Annotated in this window: 6 protein-coding genes and 1 pseudogene; 1 reads left to right on the forward strand and 6 read right to left on the reverse strand. The window is 42.6% G+C overall.

Annotation, left to right across the window (positions count from 1 at the left end; genetic code table 11):
* The first annotated feature begins 356 nt into the window (after positions 1 to 356).
* Entirely contained in the window at positions 357 to 2,579 is a 2,223-nt protein-coding gene (locus QUB25_RS20375) for a PAS domain S-box protein (protein WP_333185484.1), read from the forward strand.
* Positions 2,580 to 2,708: 129 nt separating this feature from the next.
* Here QUB25_RS20375 and QUB25_RS20380 read toward each other — a convergent pair whose 3' ends face one another.
* The 6 genes and pseudogenes from QUB25_RS20380 to QUB25_RS20405 form a co-directional block, all read right to left on the reverse strand.
* On the reverse strand, positions 2,709 to 8,555 hold the full coding sequence (locus QUB25_RS20380) for an AAA family ATPase (protein ID WP_333185486.1): 5,847 nt from the start codon (positions 8,553 to 8,555) through the stop codon (positions 2,709 to 2,711).
* Positions 8,556 to 8,633: 78 nt separating this feature from the next.
* Positions 8,634 to 8,810, reverse strand: a pseudogene (locus QUB25_RS20385) (ATP-binding protein); the annotation flags it as partial.
* A 31-nt stretch (positions 8,811 to 8,841) separates the two neighbouring features.
* Positions 8,842 to 14,265, reverse strand: coding sequence for an AAA family ATPase (locus QUB25_RS20390; RefSeq protein WP_333185489.1), 5,424 nt, complete (start codon positions 14,263 to 14,265; stop codon positions 8,842 to 8,844).
* Positions 14,266 to 14,355: 90 nt separating this feature from the next.
* Positions 14,356 to 15,639 (reverse strand): response regulator, encoded by a 1,284-nt coding sequence (locus QUB25_RS20395; protein ID WP_333185491.1) that lies wholly within the window; start codon positions 15,637 to 15,639, stop codon positions 14,356 to 14,358.
* A gap of 13 nt (positions 15,640 to 15,652) precedes the next feature.
* Complete coding sequence (locus QUB25_RS20400; RefSeq protein WP_333185493.1) at positions 15,653 to 18,370, reverse strand: ATP-binding protein; 2,718 nt, start codon at positions 18,368 to 18,370, stop codon at positions 15,653 to 15,655.
* 253 nt (positions 18,371 to 18,623) lie between these two features.
* A partial coding sequence (locus tag QUB25_RS20405; protein WP_333185495.1) for an AAA family ATPase occupies positions 18,624 to 23,143 on the reverse strand: 4,520 nt, incomplete at its 5' end.

Genomic DNA, 23,143 nt, shown 5'->3' on the forward strand with positions numbered 1-23,143 from the left:
CATCTGTGAGCCAGGGGTTAAAAACTCCTGGCTCACTGCTTAAGTAATCTAAAAGAAAATTTAATAGTAATCATTAACAATTTAAATGTTTCTGAATCAATAGGTAGGCGAACCTATGTATTCCGTCACAGGGAGCAACGTAAGCGTTGCTAGCCGTGACGCTCACCATTGCTCATACTTGGGAAAAGCTTCGTTCCTAGGGCCCCACCTCGATAGTTTTGAGATTTCCTGAAAAAATAGCTGTTTCATAAAAAATGAAAAAAGTATATAATTATGTAAATATTTCACTAGCCGAAATCAAATAATTAGATTTGATCTGATTTGCATTGGTACAGATAATTTTTTTCTTGAACTTTATGCAAGAACAATTAACAATTTTTTTTTCCACACTTGCTGTATCTTCTACACTCGCCTGCAACGTGGTGCCGGAGTTGCGATTGTACGCTGTTTTTGACTCGCTGACGGCACTGGCTTATTGCTCGATCGCCCTATCTTTAGTTTATTTTACCCGCCAAGGTTCTCACCGCAAGATTTTCCGGGTATTTGCCGTTGTTTTTTTTGCCTGGGGCGCTGCTAAATTGACGGAAGTTTGGACGCTGTGGCACTCGATATATTGGCTGTCAGTAACTCTCAAAGCTGCAAGTGCTTTGATTGCGTGGTTTTTAGTCGCAGTCGCCCTTGCCCTCATGCCCAAAGCACTTGCCGAGTCTGGTTTTAATCAAAAAGAAAAACTTCAAAAACAGTCGTTAAAACAGGTAGAGGAACATCAGCACCACCATGATATCCAGAAAGGAGAATTGGCAAAACAAGCGCTAAATTTTTACCCTTCAGATACTATTATCGATCGCGCTTTAGCTCTCAATTCGCTTAATGAACAGTTAGAAAAAGAAATTGCCGATCGCCACCGAGTTGAGGAAAAGTTGCAACTGACTCAATTTGCGATCGACCGATCGGCAGATGCGATATTCTGGATCGGGCCCGACGGTAAATTTTTGTACGTCAACGACGCTGCTTGCACTTCATTGGGATATTCTACCACTGAATTGCTCTCGATGACCGTGCACGACATCAACCCAGATTTTCCCCAAACTGCTTGGAGTTTGCACTGGAAAGTCTTAAAACGCTGCGGTTCGGTTAATATTGAAGTTCACCACATCACTAAGTACGGTCGCATTTTTCCGGTAGAAATTACGATCAACCATTTGGAATTTAACGGCAAAGAATATCAGTGCGCGTTTGCTCGCGACATTAGCGAACGCAAGCGGATTGAGGCAGCTTTGCGAGAAAGAGAAGAAGAATTTAGGTCATTAGTTTCTAGCATTCCCGGTGCGGTTTACCGCTGCAGTGCTGCTGGGCGATCGAGCGTAACTTTTATCAGCAGTGGCATAGAAGCTATTTCCGGCTATCCTGCCGCTAACTTTATGCAAAAACCGGTGCAGGCTTTTCCGAGTATAGTTCATCCCGATGACGCTGAGCAGATCGAGACAATTATCGACCGGGCTATTAAGACAAAACAACCTTACATCATCGAATATCGCCTGATGCACTGCGACGGAAATGTGCGGTGGGTTGCAGAGAAAGGTCAAGCCCTTTTCAACGCAGACGGTGAAGTTTTATCCCTCAACGGCGCCATTTTTGACATAACAGAACGCAAAGCAGCGGAGGATGCTTTGCGGCTCTCCGAGGCGATCGCCAACAACAGAGCTCAGCAGCTAGAAATCGCTCTCAAAGAACTTCGAGAAACTCAAGCTCACCTAATTCATACCGAAAAAATGTCAAGCCTCGGTCAAATGGTAGCTGGAGTAGCTCACGAAATTAATAACCCTGTCAGTTTTATCTACGGCAATATTTCCTACGCCAGCCAATATATCCGAGACTTGTTGCAGCTTGTGGAACTTTATCAAAAACACTATCCTCAGCCCGTGGTAGAAGTTCGAGAATGTATTGACAAGATCGATTTAGAATTTCTGAGAGAAGATTTACTAAAAATATTATCTTCGATGAAAATGGGAGCCGATCGCATTCGCGAAATAGTTCTGAGCTTGCGAAATTTCTCGCGTTTAGACGACTCGGTTAAAAAACCTACTAACCTTCACGAAGGCATAGATAATACCCTCTTAATATTGCACAACAAACTCCGAGCCAGAGGCGACTATCCAGAAATAAAAATAATCAAAGATTACGGTCAACTTCCTTTAATAGAATGTTATGCAGGTCAGCTCAATCAGGTATTTATGAATCTGCTTAGCAACAGTATTGACGCATTGGAAGATGCTTGCAACCAAAAAAGGCGATCTGCGGCGGTCGGCGACGATTGGAAACCAACTATTAGCATTCGCACAGAAGCCCTAAACGAAAATAGTATTTGCATCCGCATTGCCGATAATGCGATCGGCATGACAGAAGACGTGCGTAGCCGATTATTTGACCCGTTTTTCACGACAAAACCGATGGGAAAAGGCACTGGTTTAGGGTTAGCCATCAGTTACCGAATTGTCGCGGAAAAACACGCCGGAGCCTTGAGCTGCCGTTCCACCGTAGGAGAAGGGACGGAATTTGCGATCGAGATTCCTTTATAAATTAGTGCGACGCAAGTATCAAGAATTTGGCAGAATTTATCGCTCACTATAAATTGTAAAGTGGGGTGTAAAAAACTTTCAATTTTCAAGAAAAATCCCAAAATTGGCTATAAATTACCCAGCTAATGCTCAACATGGCAGTGAAATTATAAATTCTGTACCGCGACCTAAAGTTGAGTTGACTTCGAGCATACCAAAGTGTTGCTCAACTACAATCAACCGTGCGATCGCCAATCCTAATCCCGTTCCTTTCCCTACCGCTTTCGTCGTAAACAAATGATCGAATATTTTCTCTTTGACTGATTCACTCATACCCTTTCCATTATCAGTAATGGTAATTTTCGCCTGGTTATCTTCTAGTGAGGTTGTAATTGTAATGCGGTTGGGATTCGCCTGAATTTCCGCAAAACTTCGACCAGTATTTGATTCATCTAACGCATCAATCGCATTGGCTAGAATGTTCATAAACACCTGGTTAAGCTGTCCCGGGAAGCATTCGATCGCCGGAATATTGCCGTAGTCTTTCACTATTTCAATGGCGGGTCGCTCATCGTTCGCTTTCAATCGATATTTGAGAATTAAGAGCGTACTATCTATGCCCTCGTGGATGTTGAAGGGCGCTTTATAGTCTTTGTCAGCTCTAGAAAAGGTGCGGAGCGAAGTGCTGATACTTTTAATGCGATCGCATCCCACTTTCATGGAGTCAATCATTTTAGGCAAGTCTTCGATGATATAGTCTAAATCGATATCTTCGGCATGGTCTGCAACCTCTGTTTCTGGAGCGCGATCGCGATAGAGATTGAGATGCTCCACTAAGTCTTCCACCGTTTGCTGGGTTTCATTCAAATTGCCCCAAATAAAGCCCACGGGGTTATTGATTTCATGAGCAACACCCGCTACCAGATTTCCGAGTGATGCCATTTTTTCGCTTTGCACCATTTGCAGTTGGGTGTTCTGCAAATCTGCCAGAGTCTGTTCGAGTTCCTGTGATTTTTGAATCACACCTGCTTCTGCTTGCTTGCGAGCGGTAATATCAATCAGCATTCCATCCCAAACGGTTTCTCCGTCTTCTCTACGTTCTGGCTGAGCAGCGGCTTTCACCCATTTCACTTTCCCACTGGGAGTAATAATCCGCCACTCATGTTGAAATGGGGTGAGCGTTTGAGCGGACTCGATAACTGCCCGAAACGCCTCTGCTCGATCGTCGGGATGTTCAAAATCGCGTAGGCTGTATTTTCCTACCATCACATCCTCTGCCGCCACTTCATAGAGTGTTTGACATCCAGAACTGACGTAGGGCACTGAAGCAGAACCATCGGCTTGAATCCGAATCTGATAAATCAAGCCAGGTACGTTATTGGCAAGTTTCTGAAAGCGGGCTTCACTATTTTTTAACTCTTCCAGAGACTGTTCTAGCTGTTGAGCATAGTTCTGAGATCGCTCGTAAAGTCGAGCATTTTCTAAGGAAATCGCCGCTTGAGCGCAAAGTAAGTTAAGTAGTTCAACGCGATCGCTTGTAAATGCTCCCGTAACTAAATTGTTTTCTAGATATAAAATGCCCATCAGCTTCCCTTGATGCAAAATCGGGCTACACAAGATACTCTTCGGCTGCTGACGCATGATATATGGGTCATTTATTAAAGTCCGCTCGGTCGTCGCATCCAGCAGCACAACAGTCTGCCTGTTGTGCTTGACTTGGTAAATCAGCTTCAGGGGAATTTCTTGACTCTCTTCAATGGGAAGACGCTGCAAGACAACTGGCTTTGAACCCTCGGTAATTGACCCTTTAATTAACAGGCGATCGTCTCGCAAGAGCATGAACACGCATTTATCCGCCCCCGCATTTTCAATGACGATTGAAAGCAACGATGAAAGTAGCTTTTCGAGTTCGATTTCACCGGATATTGCTTGGGAAGCTTTGAGAATAGCAGCTAAATCTAAAGCCACAGAAACACTACTACTGGATGTGGCAGAACTGGTGGAGGTAATACTCCCCAAAGTGAAGATAGTTTCGTGAGTGGAGAGAGGAGAACGGATTTGCTCTAATATAGGTGCAAGCAGTTGCCGATAGCGAGCTTCTAGGTCAGCAACTTTGGCTTTTGCACCCCAACGAGCATAGGCATAGTAGGCTGCAATCATGTATTCCCCGGCTATGCGCTCTTTGCCCCAATCTAGGTAGAATTTAGCAGCCAGTTCGTTAGCAAGTGCTTCTTCTTGGGTATATTCGTTCGCTTTGGCAAGAGAAATCGCCTTGTCGTAAAACTCAATTGCTTCGGCTTTTTGTCCTAACACTCGACCTTTTTCTGCCGCTACCAAATCAACCTTATGTTGATAATTCATGGGTGCATGAGACGCCCATTGCTGTAACTTGGTTTGGTTTTCTAGGACACCCTGCAATGCTTCTGATGTTTCATCTAAGTGTGGATTCAATTGTGCCAGAGTTAGCAGAGACTCATAAAGATAAAATACTGGTTCGCTGACTAATCCCGCACCAGCCATAAAATAGCGCCTGACTTCAATAGCATGATTTTTCGCAGGCTCAATTTCTCCAAACAAGAAACAAAGCAGCAGTTTATACAAATGGAAAATATACAATCCATATCCATCCTTGGCAGATTGTAGCTGCTGGAGAAATTCTGTTTCTTCAAGGGCTTTCCCAGACAAAAGGGTGGTATGTTCTGCAAGACCTAGCAAATTTAAAACAGGCTGCCAATAGATCCGGCAATAATTTGCGGTTGTCAATTGATTTAATTGCATCAAACTATGGCAGTAAGCGCAAATTTCCTGCTCTAAGCTAGCCAGGGATTGACCACACCAAAAAGAATTGAGGCAAAAAGTGTGCCCATTATATCCAGCAAGTACCACGTTTCCAAATTCTAAGGCACTGGTGTAACCCTCTTGCAACAGGGGTAGTGTTTCTTTAATGTGAGATTTGCGGTGTACAATAAATATCCCCAAGATCATCAAAACATCTGTTTTACTTGCTTTAGCATCGAGTTTTGAGATAATTTGGAGTGCTAGGGAACCAAACTGCGATCCTTTATCTATGGCTTGTAAGAAATGGCAAAGAATATTGCCATAGGTTGCATAGCCTAAAGCAGAAGTCGATGTGTTACCGTACTGAATTGATAGTTTAACGGACAAACTATTCAACAATGGGTACAGCGCAGATCCAGAGAGATAAGCTGCCGGGATAAGGAAATTGACAATTTTAAGAGTACCGAGTTTTTCTGCATCTGTCATTTCAGGCAAGTGAACCAAATCAGCGATTTCCCTATCTCCAATGAGTGCCTCAATCTGTTGGATTTCCTGTTGAAGATCTGATGGTGTCGGTGTTTCAGGAAAGGTGACGCCAAGCTGTTGTAAGACTGGTTGGGCGAGCGCGATCGCTGAGGTTAATTTACTTTGGGAAATATGAGATTGAATTCTAAAGCAGTAAACGTTGACTTTTTCAGGTAAGGAGCGTGCCTGTTGAATGACAATATCAATGAACTGTTCCATCGCCTCAAAATTACCGTTTAGCATTGCCACTTCCGCTGCTAATTCATACAAGGCTAGGGTCATTTCATACTGCTGCTGCCAAGTATTTTTTTCCAACAAAGACAATCCCACTGTGGCATATTCATGGGCGGCTTGATAGGCGGTTGAAGTTTTGGCTTTGCGACAGGCAATTAAATTGAGTTGGGCTAATTCTTCTCGTTCTGTTGGTTTGGTAATTAAAGCAGTTCTGTGATTTAATTGATTGACAATTTCAAAAATACGGTCTTCTCTTGCTTGTGCCGAAATCTCTTGCAGCAGCAGTTGTCCGATTTGGTAATGAGTCGCCTGTTTTTGGTCGGGTGGAATTAGGGAATAGGCTGCTTGTTGAACGCGATCGTGTAAAAATTTGTAGGTAACATTTTGAGACTTTTCTGAGGTAACAGCTTGACTTTCTTCCCCTACATAAAATTTATAAACATCACCGATCGGTAAAATCAAACCTTCTTGTAATGATTTCCATAAATTGGCTGCGGTTTCTACATCTGAGTGTTCTGAAACAATTGCTAATGTTGCTAGATCGAACTGATTGCCAATACAAGCGGCTAACTTCAGAATATTCTGGGTTACTAAGGGTAACTTCTCTAACTGCAACGCCATAAATTCTACAACATCATCGGTCAAGGCTTGTTGATTAATTTTGGACAGATCGCATTCCCAACAGCCTAACTCCAAGTTAAATTGAATGAGATTTTCTTCGTGTAGGGCTTTGAGAAATTGGGTGGCAAAAAATGGGTTGCCTTTAGTTTTTTGATAAACTAATTGTGAAAGGGGTAATGCCAAATTTTCGGTTATTTTTAGGGTATCAGCGACTAATTGATTGATTTGGGATTGACTCAGGGGTGTTAAAGTAATAGTATTAATGGCTGCTGGTTTTTTTTGAATTTCGCTCAAAGTCAGCATTAATGGATGGGCGGGATTGACTTCGTTATCCCGATAGGCACCCATGATGAAAAGATGATCTGTATCAGCCATTAATAGCTGCATCAACTTTAATGATGCTGAATCAGCCCATTGTAAATCATCTAAAAATATCACTAATGGATGTTTGGCGCTAGTAAAAACTTGGGTGAATTTTTGAAACAATAAATTAAAGCGATTTTGGGCTGCTGTTCCTGATAATTCTACTGCTAGTGGTTGTTCACCAATGATTTTTTCTAATTCGGGAATGACTTCAATAATTACCTGACCGTTGTTTCCGACAGTTTCTAATATTTGATTTTTCCATTGCTCTAGTTGGACATCACTTTCGGTTAACAATTGCCCCATTAAATCCCGAAATGCTTGGACAAAAGCTGAGAAGGGAATATTGCGTTGAAATTGATCAAATTTTCCTTTGATAAAATAACCGCGTTGCCGAACAATTGGTTTATGAACTTCATTGACAACGGCGGTTTTACCAATACCCGAAAAACCTGCTACCAGCATCATTTCTGTTGCACCAAGACTGACTCGCTCAAATGCTTGCAGTAAAGTTTCTGCTTCAGTTTCTCGTCCGTAGAGTTTGTCGGGGATGATGAAGCGATCGCTCCTATCCCGTTGTGCAATTTTAAAGCTCTGAATTTTCTCAGTTTTTTGTAGTTGATGTAAACATTTTTTTAAATCATATTTCAGTCCTAATGCACTTTGATATCTATCTTCGGCGTTTTTTGCCATCAATTTACTGACAATCTCTGAGACTACCGAGGGGAGTTGTGGGTTATTTTCATGTACTAATGGTGCTGCTTTGGCAATATGACAATGTACCAACTCCATTGGGTCATTTGATTCAAATGGTAATTTCCCTGTGAGTAATTCGTATAAAGTTACACCCAAAGAATCAAAGTCACTTCGATAGTCAATCCCCCGATTCATTCGACCAGTTTGTTCTGGGGAAATATAAGCAAGTGTCCCTTCTAATACATTGGGATTTATCAAAGTTTGTGTTTCTCTTGGAAGTAAAGACGCAATACTAAAGTCAATTAATTTGACTTGTTTGGTTTCGGGATTAATTAAGATATTGCTGGGTTTGATGTCTTTGTGAATAATGCGCTCTCGGTAGAGAATATCTAAGGTATTGCATAGCGCGATCGCGATTTCCAAAAACTCTCTCAAAGATAGTGCGTTTTTCCCTTTAATCGCCCATTCCTGAAGCGAAATTCCCCCAAAGTCTTCCATGACTAATGCATAGCCATTTCGATAGGGTTCGAGACTATACGTTTGGATAATTCCCGGTTGACAAAGGTTTTTAGCAATGGTATATTGATTGCGAAATTGCACCAGCTCGCTAAAGGTGGGATACTCGTTTTTCAGCAGTTTGATGACGACAGGTAATCGGTCACTGGTACGGATGGCCCGATAAACTAAGGTGCGACTTCCTGAATAAACTGTTTGGAGAATTTGATAGTTAGGAATTTGAATGCTTGTGTTTGGGTTGCGGTTTTGGTGAGAGTTATTCATGGTTGTTGTTATTTAATAATTGGTGGGTTAAGGAGCGGTTAAATGGGTCTGAAGAAGATAAAAAAATTAACTTTTTTGTTAGGCATTAGTGGGTAAGGTGATGATAAATTCTGTTCCGGCTCCCAGTGGAGAGTTGATGTGAATAGAACCGCTATGTTTTTCGACAACGATTTGACGTGCGATCGCCAATCCTAAACCCGTTCCTTTGCCCACTGCTTTCGTCGTCAATAAATGATCAAATATTTTTTGTTTTACATCCCAACGGGCGTAGCAGTAAGAAGCTTCTTTAGGCTCTAATATAGGTGATAGGAATCTCGATCGCTAACTCTGTACCATTTCCAACTCTAGAATTACAGGTTAATTTACCGCCATGTTTTTTGACAATACCATAGCTAACAGATAAACCCAAACCTGTACCGCTACCCACTGGTTTAGTTGTAAAAAATGGATCGAATATTCGGGATTGAATATTCGCCGGGATACCGGGACCATTATCATAGATTTTAATTCTAACCCTGTCTTTTTCTATGACTTCAGTCTGAATCATGATTAGAGGATTTTTTTCTGTGTTATTAATTGATTGAAGAGCATCAATAGCGTTACTGATAATACTGAGAAATACTTGATTTATCTCACTAGCATAACAAATTACATGGGGCAGATTTCCATACTCTTTAATAACTTGTATTTCTGATGGGCCATCGCTCAGTCTTAAGCGAGTTTGTAAAATTAGCAAAGTGCTTTCTATTCCGGTATGTAAATCTACTGCTTTCATGTCGGCTTCATCTAAGCGGGAAAAGTTACGCAAACTCAGAATAATTTGGCTAATGCGATCGCTCCCTGTTTTCATTGATTCCAGAATTTTAATTAAATCTTTCCAGATAAAATCTAACTCCATTTCTTTTATTTTCACTTGAATTACTCCACTGGGTTCAGGATACTCTTGTTGATAAATACCAAGTAAAATAAGCAAATCTTTGACATAATGCTCTGTATGTGCGAGATTACTACGAATAAATGTTATTGGATTATTAATTTCGTGAGCAATTCCAGCTACCAGTTGACCGAGAGATGACATTTTTTCGCTCTGAATTAATTGTGCTTGGGTTTGTTGTAAGTTTTTAAAGGCTTGCTCTAAATCAAAAGCTTTTTGGCTTAAATCTTCCGTTTTTTGCGCTACTTCTGCTTCTAAGCTTTGGGAATATTTCTCTATTTCTTTATATAAACGAGCATTATCAATAGAGATCGCCGCTTGAGCTGCGAGTATCTGGAGAATTTCTACTCGCTCATTAGTAAATGCTCCCAGTGTTAAGTTATTTTCTAAGTACACAATACCGACGAGTTTTCCTTGCCGAATAATTGGAGTACATAAAACTGATTTAGGTTGATGAGCGATAATATAGCGATCGCCTGCAAATTGGTCTGCTGTACTTAAGTTGTCAAAAACAGCCGTCGCTTGAGTTCGTGCCACCGCATAAATCAAACTCTGAGGAATTTCCTGATATTGTTCCAGAGGAATTTCTAATATTTTTGTCTGCTTTTGTGCGGTTTGAGCGACGATTAACCATTGTTGGTCTTGGCGAAGCACTAAACAACCGATTTCTGCTCCCCCATTCGCAAGCGTAATCTGCATCAAAGTGGCTAACAGTTTCTCTAATTCAATTTCTTGTGAAATGGCTTGTGCCGCCATCATTACTGCTGGAAAATCTAACCATAAATTCTCGCTACTACTGACGCTAGTTAGGCTTCTCATCCAGGTGGGGTTGAGGGTTGTTCCAGATGTGACGACAAAATTAGCAGGTTGGAGAATAGCTTTCAGTAGTTGTGGATAGTGGCGTTCTAAATAAGCGACTTTAGCCTTTGCACCCCAACGCGAATAACAGTAATACGCCTCAATCATGTAAGATTGTGCAACTTTTTCTTTCCCCCAATCTAAGTAGAATTTCGCAGCTAGTTCGTTAGCTAAACCTTCTTCTGGGATATATTCGTTTTTCTTGGCTCCGGAAATTGCGCGATCGTACCAATCTCCAGCTTCATAATTCTTGCCTAAAACTCGGCATTTTTCTGCTTCTACTAAATCAACTTTATGTTGGTAATTCATCGGGGCCTGGTGTGCCCATTGAGCGAGAGTGGTTTGATGGGTTTCTGCCAAAGCGAGAGTGTTCGCTTGCTCAACTTCTGACTGCGTAGAGCATAGTGCCAAGGAGGTTAACCCGGCATAGAAATGGAAAACCGGAGTATGAATCATTGCTGCCGCTACCCTCAAATAGAGGCTTGCTTGGGCAATGTAGTCTAGGGCGTTGGTGTAGTTGCCAAAGAGATAGGCAAGCATTATTTTGTAGTTATAGGCAAGAGTGAGTGCAGGAAGCTCACTATTCTGATTATGCTGAGGAAACATCACGGTTTCATCATAAGCCTGACCGATTAACAAATCCGGTTGATAGACAATTTTCCTCAAGTTCTGCACCGTCTGTTGTGTCATTTTCAGGTAAACTATAGGAGAATATTGCTTCACAGTCGCTAAAGCAACACAGTAATTTTCTATTTCTGCTTCCCAAGCATCAATCTCTACTCCTGCAAAAAAATTATTATAGAAATAACTGATGATGCTGTAGCCACCATTGAAAAAATCACCAGTTTCCATTCCGACTAAATAGCCTTCTTTCGCCGTTGGGATTGTTGCCCTCAGTGCTTCTTGACGATGCTGGAGAAAACAGCCAAACCAAAGTAAAGTGATACATTTAAATTCCCGCCAATTAAACTGATTGAGTAAGCCCAGTGCTACTCGCCCAAAGCGATAACCCTTTTCTACTTCTCCGCAAAAACCAGACAGCACAATGCCATAACCCACATACCCGATCGTCGATCCTGGTGCATTGCCAAATTCAAGTGATAGACTGACCATTGTGGCACAAAGTAGAGGTTGCAAGGCAGGATTTCCCATAAAAATAGCCGCAAACAAGATGCCTAACAATTGCATCGCCGCGATTGTCCGAGGATCGCTCATCACGGGAAGGTTCACCAGTTCCTCAATCTGTTTGCCCTCCAGTTGGTCGGCAAGGTTTTGTAATGCAATGCGTGTCAAGGTTTCGTCTGTTTCATAGGGGAGTTCAATCCCCAATTGTGCTAGGGTATTGGTGCCGATAGCGATCGCTTCTAATGCCTTACTCTGAGTTGTCAGGGCGTTAATTTGAATCTCAAATATCTTTACTTTGTCTAGTATTGTTTTGGCCTCTTGCAAAACTTCTGCTGCCATTTCTTCCATGCCATCAAAATCGGCATTCAAGTAGGCAGTTTCAGCCGCAGCCACATAAAGATTTAGGGTTAATTCATACTGAGTTTGCCAACTATTTTCTGTGAGTAACTCCAGCCCGGTTTTCACAAAACTTCTGGCCGCTGCATAGGCTGTAGAATTTCTGGCTTTCTCTCCGGCTGCTAAGTTCAATCTGGCTAAGGCTTCCCGTTCTTTTGCTTGAGTCATGAACTCAATTCCTAAATTCAAATGCCCGACAATATCAAACAGCTTTTCCTCTTTTTCGATTTCTGATAAGTTTTGTTGGAGTAGTTGTCCAATATGATAATGGGTCTGCTGTTTTTGCTCGTCAGGAATCAATGAATAAGCCGCTTGTTGGACGCGATCGTGTAAAAATCGATAAGTCGGATTAGCGGAATCATTGAAAAGTTCCTCGCTATCAGATTGGGTAAAGAACTTATAGATTTCGGTAGTAGGAATTACCAAACCTTCCTGCAAGGCTTTCCATAAAGCTGTGGCGCTACTGTCTGGTGATTTCTCACTGACAATTGCTAAGGTATTCAAATCAAACTGCGCCCCTATACAAGCCGCTAGTTTGAGACTATCCTGAGTTTCTCTGGGCAATTTCTGTAATTGCAATGCCATGAATTCAACGACATCATCAGTAATTGCTAAGGCCTTCAGTTGGGCAATATCGCATTGCCAATATTGAATCTCGAAATCAAAGCTAATTAACTTGTCATCATGTAATGCTTTGAGAAACTGGGTCGCAAAAAAAGGATTACCTTGAGTTTTTTGATAGACCAATTTTGTTAAAGGCTGGGCTAGAGATGATTCACAATTCAGTGTATCTGCCACCAACTGATTCATATCAGGTTGCCTTAAGGGTGGTAAAGTAATTGTATGCACCGTTGCCCCAGTTTTGACAATTTCATCCACTGTTAAAATGAATGGATGTACGGGAGAGACTTCATTATCTCGATACGCACCTAATATTAATAGATACCCAGCATCTTGCATCAATAATTTAAGCAAGTTCAGTGATGCGGAATCGGCCCATTGCAAGTCATCTAAAAACATGACTAATGGATGTTCTTTACTGGTAAAGACTTGCACAAATTTTTGAAACAGGAGATTAAAGCGATTTTGGGCGGCTGTTCCCGATAATTCAATGGCGGCTGGCTGTTTACCGATAATATTTTCCAACTCAGGAATTACGTCAATTAAGACTTGTCCGTTGTCTCCTAATGCAGTTAATATCTGGCTGTTCCATGTTTCTAATTGCCCATCTGATTCGGATAGCAATTGCCCCATTAAATCGCGGAATGCTTGCACAAATGCGCTGAAGGGAATGTTGCGATGAAATTGGTCATATTTTCCTTTAATAAAATAACCCCGTTGCCGCACTATGGGTTTATGAACTTCGTTTATAACTGCGGTTTTTCCAATTCCTGAAATACCTGCTACTAGCATAATTTCTGTTGCACCTTCGCTGACTCTTTCAAAGGCTTGTATGAGCGTTTTTACTTCAGTTTCTCGTCCATAGAGTTTGTCGGGAATCAGGAAGCGATCGCATATATCCCGCGTTCCTAATTCAAAGCTTTCAATTTTTCCAGTTTCTTGGTACTGTTGCAAACACTTTTCTAAGTCATGTTTCAATCCCTTGGCACTTTGATAGCGTTTTTCGGCATTCTTCGCCATCAGCTTCATCACCATATCCGAAACTACCTGCGGGATTTCTTGGCTGTTTATTGCACGAGGTTGTTTAGCAATATGGCAGTGAACCAACTCCATCGGGTCGTCACATTCAAATGGCAGTTTTCCTGCCAGCAGTTCGTAAAAGGTGGCTCCCAGAGAATAAAAGTCTGTGCGGTAGTCGATGCCTCGGTTCATTCGTCCGGTTTGTTCGGGAGAAATATAGGCGAGGGTTCCTTCTAAGATGTTGGGATTTTGAATTTCTTGAGTTTCTCTCGGCAGTAGGGAGGCGATGCTAAAGTCAATTAGTTTGACTTGTTTGGTTTCGGGATGAATCAGAACGTTAGCTGGCTTAATATCTTTGTGAATGACTCTGTTTCGGTACAATCCGTCAAGAATGTCAGTTATTTGAATGGCAATTTCCAATATTTCTGCTAGAGTCAGCTTGCGTTCTTGGGCGTAGTCTCGTAGAGAAATACCGCCAAAATCCTCCATTACTAGGGCATAGCTATTGCGGTAGGATTCCAGACTGTAAGGTTCAACAACTCCCGGCAGACGTAGATTTTTGGCGATAGTATACTGGTTGCGGAATTGCAGCAGTTCGCTGAAACTGGGATAGTCTCGATTTAATAGTTTAATGACAACTGGAAGCCGATCGATTTCTCGACTGGCTCGATAAACCAGAGTTTTAGAACCACTGTACAGTTGCTCGATTAGACGGTATCCGGCAATTGAACTGGTTAAATCTATACCTGCATTCATTTTGGCTATCCTCATCTCAAATATTGACTGCTAAAAATTAATGTGCGCCTCTGTGTGTAAGAGTTAAATGCGGCGAGCGCATAATTAACTTCATCCGTTTGTAGGCAATGAGATCGTAAACTCCGTCCCTTCTCCCAATACAGAATTTACCTCGATGGTACCGCCGTGTTTTTCAACTACAATCTGCCGTGCGATCGCCAATCCCAACCCCGTGCCTTTACCCACACCTTTAGTTGTAAATAAGTGGTCAAAAACCTTCTGCCTCACCGTCTCACTCATGCCAACACCGTTATCTTTGATCCGAATTATTGCTTTCTGCCGATCTTCCGATAATTCAGTCTCGATGATAATTTGATTCTGATTAATTTTGATTTCTGCATAACTACGTCCCGTATTTGATTCTTCTAAAGCATCGATCGCATTAGCCAACAAATTCATAAATACCTGATTGATCTGTCCTGCATAGCATTCTACTTCCGGTAAATCACCATACTCTTTAATGACTTGAATCTCAGGGCGAGTGTCGTTTGCCTTGAGGCGATGTTTGAGGATCATAATTGTGCTATCAATGCCGTCGTGGATATTGCAGGCAACGGGGCGATCGCTATCAGCACGCGAGAATGTCCGCAAGCTGATGCTAATGTCTTTAAGCCGGTTTACTCCTTCTTGCATCGAGCCAACTAACTTAGGTAAGTCTTCACGGATGTAGTCGAGGTCAATCGCTTCAATTTCCTCTTGAATTGCCACACTGAAATTAGCAGATTCTTGCTGAAATAGATCGAGCAATCCAAACAAATCTTTGATGTAGTCTAAAGCGGGCTGAATATTGCCATAAAGAAAGCCAACGGGGTTATTAATTTCGTGGGCAACACCAGCCACCAAGTTACCCAAAGCAGACAATTTTTCGCGTTGAATGACTTGGATATGAGCTGCTTGTAATTCAGCAGTTTTTTGAGCAATTTGCTGTTCTAAGTTTTTAGTCAAGAGACGCAACTGTAAATGAGTTTTCACTCGCGCTAACACTTCTTGTTCTTGGAAGGGCTTGGTAACGTAGTCTACTGCACCAAGGTTAAGCCCTTTAACTTTGTTGTCTACATCACCCAGAGCGGTCATGAACATAACTGGAATATCGCAAGTTTTGGAATTAGCTTTAAGGCGTTGACAGGTTTCAAATCCATCAATTCCCGGCATCATCACATCCAGTAAAATCAGATCGGGCGGTCGCCGCTCAACTTGTTGCAGAGCGCGTTCGCCACTGGTAGCGATCGCCACCTTATACCCCGCATTACTCAACGCTTCCGAGATGACATCCAAATTGGTGGGAGTATCATCAACAATTAAAATTAAGCCTGTTAAACCTGTGGTCATAGTCATAGCCATCCAACTTTTAATTATTATTAGTGAGATATTGTTGAATTAATTCCTCGATCTTCTCAGTTTGGAATTGCTTAGCTAATTGTATTACTTGCTGAATAAATGGCTGATAGCGCTGATCCTTTTGCCCAATTTGAGCGGCGGTTTCTGCCAATTCTCTGAGGAAGCCATCCTGTGCCAGTTCTAGTAAAATTTGCAAGTCCGCCGCCGATGGGGGAATTAGTTCTTTCGTAGATACTTCATTATTTCTTGTTGTTAACTCAGTTACATCATATTTCCAGATGAGTTGTAAATGTTTGGCAAGCAAAGTCAACAACTCCTCTGCATCAACGGGTTTGGCCAGAAAGTCATCTCCACCCATATCTAAGCTTTTATGCTGGTCTATTTCTGCCACCGATGCCGAAGATAGTATCACCCGTAAATGCTTGATATCCTCCAATTTTCGTAACTTTTTGAGCATTTCAAAGCCATCCATTACTGGCATCGCTAAGTCAGCTATAACTAAATCTGGCAGTTTTTCTATAGCTTTTTCTAAGCCTTTTTGACCGTTCTCCGCTTCAGTAAATGTGAACCCTAGAGGCTGTAGCAGGTTCGCCAATACTGACCGATTTTCCCAACGGTCATCCACGATCAATATGTGGCGTGGTGGCCCTTCATAGCCGATAATTGTGCGCCCGTCTTTGGCTGAACTTTTTTGTGCCCAGTCGGTGGCGATCGCCAGTGCTATTTCAAAGTAGAAGTTACTGCCTATTCCCAGATGGCTTTCAACTTGAATTTTTCCGCCCATCAATTCCACAATTCTTTGACTGATGGCTAAACCTAAGCCTGTGCCTTCCGCGTGGCGTTTGCGATCGCCTACTTGTTCAAATGCTTGGAATAGTTTGTTTACTTGGTCAGATGCGATGCCAACTCCTGTATCGATCACTTGAAATTTAAGCTGAGGCAATGGCATCGTTGCATTTGATTCAATCACTTCTACCTTGAGGGTCACGCTGCCTTTATCGGTGAATTTAATCGAATTTCCTAAGAGATTGAGTAGCACTTGGCGGAGCCGTTTTTCGTCAGTTATAATTCCTGTGGGTAAGTTTGTATCTGGTTGATAAATGAACTCGATACCTTTTTGGTCTGAACGCACTCGACAGATTTCTACTACTCCTTGCAGGAAAAATGGCAAGTGAATGGCTTGGGAGGTAAGTTCTAGTTTGCGGGCTTCGATTTTGGAAAGGTCTAAAATATCGTTGATTAATGTTAGTAGATGAGAACCGCATTGGTGGATGATATTTATACCATGACGTTCTTGTTCGGGTATAGTTTTGGTACGTTCGAGAATTTGGGCATAGCCGAGAATCCCGTTGAGAGGTGTGCGAAGTTCGTGGCTCATGTTGGCGAGGAAATCGCTCTTGGCTTGGTTGGCATTATCGGCAGCTTCTTTGGCAATAGTGAGTTCGGCGGTGCGTTCTTCTACACGAGTTTCTAGTTCTGTAAAGGAAGTTCGCAATTGTCCTGCCATTTGGTTAAAGGAACCAGCCAGGGCTTCTAATTCATCAATCCCTTTAACTGCCACTGTTTGGTCAAGAGCGCCAGATGCGATCGCCTCACTTGCCTTTTGTAATTTCAGAATCGGACTGGTAATCCAGCGAGAAGTATAGATGCCTAGAATAGTTGCCAAACCCAACGCCACCAAACAGAGCAGAATAGTGGTGCGGGTGTTGGCATTAATTTGTGCCATGAAATCTGATTCGGGCACGACAATGACGCTGAGCCAATCGATACCTCGTTCGTCTCGAATGGCTGAAACTTGAACTAACTGATGCTGATTTGCCAGCCAAAAATCAAGCTGTTGACTCTGTGTAATGGCGTTAAAGTTACCAAATCGATCGAGGATTGCTTGCGCTGTGGCACTAATTACAGAATTTTCAGACTTGACGGCAGGAATTTGTTGCAAATCCTGTTTTTTAAGGTCAATAATGTAAGGATTTTCGATCTTTGAACTGGCAATCAAGTTGCCGGAGTGATCGATGATAAATGTTTGTCCTGTTTGACCCACCTTTAGCTGACTGAGAAAGGTATGAATCTTGCTAATCCGAAAGTTACTGTTTTGAATTCCCAACAATACTCGATTGTTGTCGTAGATTGGCTGAGATAGAGAAATTGTCACCAATTTATCCACCTGGCTTAAATAGGGCTGAGATGACCAGGTTGGTTTTCCGGCTTTCTGTGCAGTTTTATACCAGGGTCGAGTCCGGGGGTCAAACTTTGCTTGAGTTTCTACCAACCTAGTTTGTTGACCTCGCTCGTTCAGTTGGTAGATTTCACGCTGAGGTAGATTCGCTTTGGAACCAATACGAGAAACGATGCCGTCCTTGAGTGTATTCTCTAAGGTGATACCCGTGCCATCAGCCAAGCCAATTTGCATAAATTCGATCGTACCTTGGCTAACTAACCGCCAGAAAGTCCGTTCTAGTTTGGTGACATCTGTTAAATCTAACTGCCCCTCTTGAGCAGCCGCGACGATCGCTTGTCCAGCAATATAAGGTCTTTCCAAATAGCTCAGGACTTGCTGGTTAATGCGATCGCCGATCTCTTCACGCAACTGACTAGAAACATCATTGACGGCTATCTGTCCATTTCGCAGGGACAGATAGCCAGTCAGTCCGACGGTGGCAAAGACTTGCAATACAAACGGAACTACTAGCACAAGTCTTAAAGGTATGGTTTTATTTGGATTCATGTTATACCTAGATAATGGTTCACTTGGAAATTTACCGAAATAAGGTGAGCCATCCTGATGTTTGGTAATCGTTAATTGGGTAGTGTTTCAAATGTGTTGATATAATATTGAGTTCTATTATATTCCCTTAGATGACAGGGATAGTGATCGAAAACACAGTCCCCTCGCTAGGGACAGAATCAACTTTGATTTCATCGTTAATTTAATAGTGTTTCAAATGTGTTGATATAATATTGAATTCTATTATATTCCCTTAGATGACAGGGATAGTGATCGAAAACACAGTCCCCTCGCTAGGGACAGAATCAACTTTAATTTCTCCGTGATGTTTCTCAACTACAATCTGACGCGCGATCGCCAAACCCAATCCCGTGCCTTTCCCTACTCCCTTGGTAGTAAATAAATCCTCAAAAACCTTCTGCCTCACCGTCTCACTCATGCCAATACCGTTATCTTTGATCCGAATTATTGCTTTCTGCCGATCTGCCGATAATTCAGTCTTGATAATAATTTGATTCTGATTAATTTTGATTTCAGCATAACTACGTCCCGTATTTGATTCTTCTAAAGCATCTATCGCATTAGCCAACAAATTCATAAATACCTGATTGATCTGTCCTGCATAACATTCTACTTCCGGTAAATCACCATACTCTTTAATGACTTGAATCTCAGGGCGAGTGTCGTTTGCCTTGAGGCGATGTTTTAGGATCATAATTGTGCTATCAATGCCGTCGTGGATATTGCAGGCAACGGGGCGATCGCTATCGGCACGGGAAAAGATGCGAAGACTGGTGCTGATGCCTTTGATTCGCTTCACTCCTTCGCTCATGGAACCCACTAACTTTGGTAAGTCTTCCCGGATATAATCGAGGTCTATCGCTTCAATTTCCTCTTGAATTGCCGCAGTGTAATTAGGATATTCTTGCTCAAATAGATCGAGCAATCCAAACAAATCATTAATGTAATCTAAAGCAGGGGTAATGTTGCCAGCAAGGAATCCTACAGGGTTGTTGATTTCGTGAGCGACCCCAGCTACTAAATTGCCCAATGCCGACATTTTTTCACTTTGGACTATTTTTAGTTGTGCCTGTTTGAGGTCTGTAAGGGCTTGTTGGGATTCTTGATAAAGACGGGCATTTTCCAAAGAAATGGCAGCTTGAGAGCAAATTAGATTCAGCACTTCAACGCGATCGCTCGTGAACGCCCCCACCGTCAGGTTATTTTCGAGATATAAAATTCCAATCAACTTGCCTTGATTAAGAATTGGACTACAAAGAACACTTTTCGGCTGATGCTGTTCAATATAGCGATCGCCTGCAAACTGAGGATTTATCCTCGCATCGACAAGTACCAGAGGTTTCAAACTCCGTTTGACAGTATTAACCAAACTAATCGCCACATCCTGACTTGATTGTAGAGGCATTGATGGTAATAGTTGCGGTTCCTGTTCCTCTTCTACAAGGGCTACTACTTGTAACTCAACATCTTGTTTTAGCAATAAGACACACTTATCGGCCCCAGCGTTCGTAATTACTATTTTTAGGAGAGTAGTCAGGAGTTTATCTAGTTCAATCTCCCCAGAAATGGCTTGAGAGGCTTTGACTAGAGTAGCCAAATCTAGAACTTCAGAGACGCTACTAGAAGTGTGACTTGAAGCGATCGTTCCCAGAGAGATAGTTCCCTCGAACGAGGTCAAGGAACGAGATTGCTGAAGGATGGGAGCGAGGAGTTGGGGATAACATTTTTCCAGATCGTCAACTTTAGCTTTTGCTCCCCAACGACTGTAGGCGTAGTAAGCCTCAATCGCATAAACTTGGGCAAATTTTTCTTTATCCCATTCCAGGTAAAATTTCGCTGCTAGTTCATTAGCTAGTGCTTCTTCGTTGAGGAATTGATTTTCTTTAGCGAGGGAGATTGCGCGATCGTACAAATCTATTGCTTCTAATTTATTGCCCAAAACACGTTTCCGTTCAGCCTCAACTAAATACCATTTATGCAGATGATTCATCGGAGCATTTTGCGCCCACTGTTGCAGAGTGGTTTGATGGGTTTCCACAGAGGCAAGAATGGAAGCTTGCTCAATTTCTGGCTGTGTGCGGAAAAGTGCTAGGTGGGTGAGGGCGGCATAGAAATGGAAAGCGGGAACAAAAACCAATCCCGATACTGCCATCAAATACTGTTTGCTTTGAGCCATGTGGTCTAGGGCAGCCGTGTAATTACCCCATAAGTAAGCAAGCAACAGTTTGTAGATGTAGGCACAAGCGATCGCGGTGAGTTCATTATTCTGATGGTGCTGAGGAATCATCACCGTTTCATCGTAGGCAGAGCCGATTAAGCAATCCGGTTGACTTACAGTTTCCCTCAAGTTATAAACCAACGGCTGCGTCATATCCAACAAAGCCTGGGCAGAATATTGCTTCACCTGAGCCAAGGCAGCGCTGTAACTTACTATTTCAGTTTCCCAAGTGTCTAGTTCTACCCCACCGAAGAAATGGGCATAAAAGTAAACATTTATGTTGTAGCCAGCGTAGAGAAAAGCGGCAGTTTCCATGCCAGCTAGATAGCCATCTTTCAGGGTCGGTATCGTTGCCCTTATAGCTTCTTGGCGATGCTGAATAAAACACCCAAACAGAACCAGAATTATAGACTTGAATTCCCGTACATTCAACCGCTCCAGCAATGAGAGTGCCAATTTACCAAACGCATAGCCGGTTTCCACATCTCCCAAAAAGGCACACAACACCAGTCCGTGAATCGCATACCCTACCGTCGATGCGGGTGCATTCCCAAATTGGAGCGATAAACTCACCATAGTGGAACTCAGTAGGGGCAGCAAACCGGGCATTCCCTGGAAAATGGGTGTAAACAACAGTCCTAACAGTTGGAGGGCTGCTGGCGCTTGGGGATCGGCGATTGGTGGCAGGTCAGCCAGTTCCTCAATCCGTCTGCCGCTTAGTTGGCTAGCCAGGGCTTGTAGCGCTTTGCCAATCGTGGCTTCGTCAGGTTCCGTAGGGAATTCAACTCCCAATTGCAAGAGTGTATCTCTTGCTACCGCGATCGCTTCCAACACCTTGCCTTGGGCTGACCGTGCGGCGATTTTAATTACATAAATTTTAACTTTCTCTAAAATTGTCTTAGCTTCTTGCAACACCAGTGCTGCCATCTCTTCCATGCCATCAAGGTCAGCATTCAAATAGGCGGCTTCGGTGGAGGCAACATAGAGGTTCAAAGTCAATTCATACTGGCTTTGCCAACAATCCAGTGATAATAGCCCAATTCCCATTTGCAGATAGACTCTTGCCGCAGCATAAGCTGTAGAATTTCGGGCCTTGCGTCCGGCTTCTAAATTTAGTTGAGCTAATTTTTCCCGTTCCCTCGGTTGAGTAATTAACTCAATTCCTCGATTCAAATGACCGACAATATCAAATAGTTTTTCCTCTTGCTCTATTTCTGAATAATTGTGCTGAAGTAATTGTCCGATTTTGAGATGGGTTGCTTTTTTATCTAAATCAGGAATTAGCGAATAGGCAGCTTGCTGGACGCGATCGTGTAGGAATTTGTAATTTGCATTAGCAGCTTGGTTGACAGTAGCGAAATTATCAAGGTTAGTGAAGAATTTATAGATTTCGGTGGTGGGGACGAGCAAGCCTTCTTGTAACGCTTTCCACAAATCAGCCGCCGTTTCTTCGGGTAACTTTTCGGAAACGATCGCCAAAGTAGCTAAATCAAACTGAGCGCCAATACAAGCCGCCAACTTCAGGACAGCCTGAGTTGCGATCGGTAGCTTCTGCAACTGCAGTGCCATAAACTCCACCACATCATCGGTGATAGCTAAAGCTCTGACTTGAGCAATATCGCACTGCCAATACCGTATATTCCCATCAAAGGTAATCAACCCATCGTCATGTAATGCCTTAAGGAACTGTGTGGCAAAGAAGGGATTACCCTTAGTTTTTTGATACACCAATTCTGTCAAGGGTTGAGCAATAGGTAAATCGCAGTTCAGCGTCTCTGCCACCAACTGATTCATATCCCCTAAACTCAACGGTTGCAGCGTAATCGTATTCACCCTCGCCCCAGACTTAACAATCTCATCCACTGTCAAAATCAACGGATGAACTGGCGACACTTCATTATCCCGATAAGCACCCAACACCAATAAATGCCCTGTATCCTCCATCAACAGTTGTAACAGCTTTAGTGATGCTGAATCCGCCCACTGCAAATCGTCCAAAAACATCACCAAGGGATGTTCTTTTGTGGTAAAAACTTGCACAAATTTCTGCATTAGCAGATTGAAGCGATTCTGTGCCGCACTTCCTGATAGTTCTTGTGCAGGAGGTTGAGTGCCAATAATGCTTTCTACTTCAGGAATTACGTCAATCAAGACTTGCCCGTTGTCTCCAACTGCTGACAGAATCCTGGTTTTCCAGCTTTGTAACTCAGCATCCGATTCTGATAGCAATTGTCCCATAAAATCGCGGAATGCCTGGACAAATGCCGAAAAAGGAATATTGCGGTTGAACTGGTCGAATTTGCCTTTAATGAAATATCCCCGTTGCCGGACAATCGGTTTATGCACCTCGTTGACGACTGCCGTTTTACCAATCCCGGAAAAACCCGCAACCAGCATTAATTCTGATGTGCCATTTGCCACCCGGTCGAAGGCATTCAACAGGGTTTGTACTTCAGTTTCTCGACCGTAGAGTTTTTCGGGAATCAGGAAGCGATCGCATATATCTCGCGTTGCTAACTCAAATGTTTCAATCT

The organism is Microcoleus sp. B3-D7, from assembly GCF_036705305.1.
Taxonomy (GTDB): domain Bacteria; phylum Cyanobacteriota; class Cyanobacteriia; order Cyanobacteriales; family Microcoleaceae; genus Microcoleus.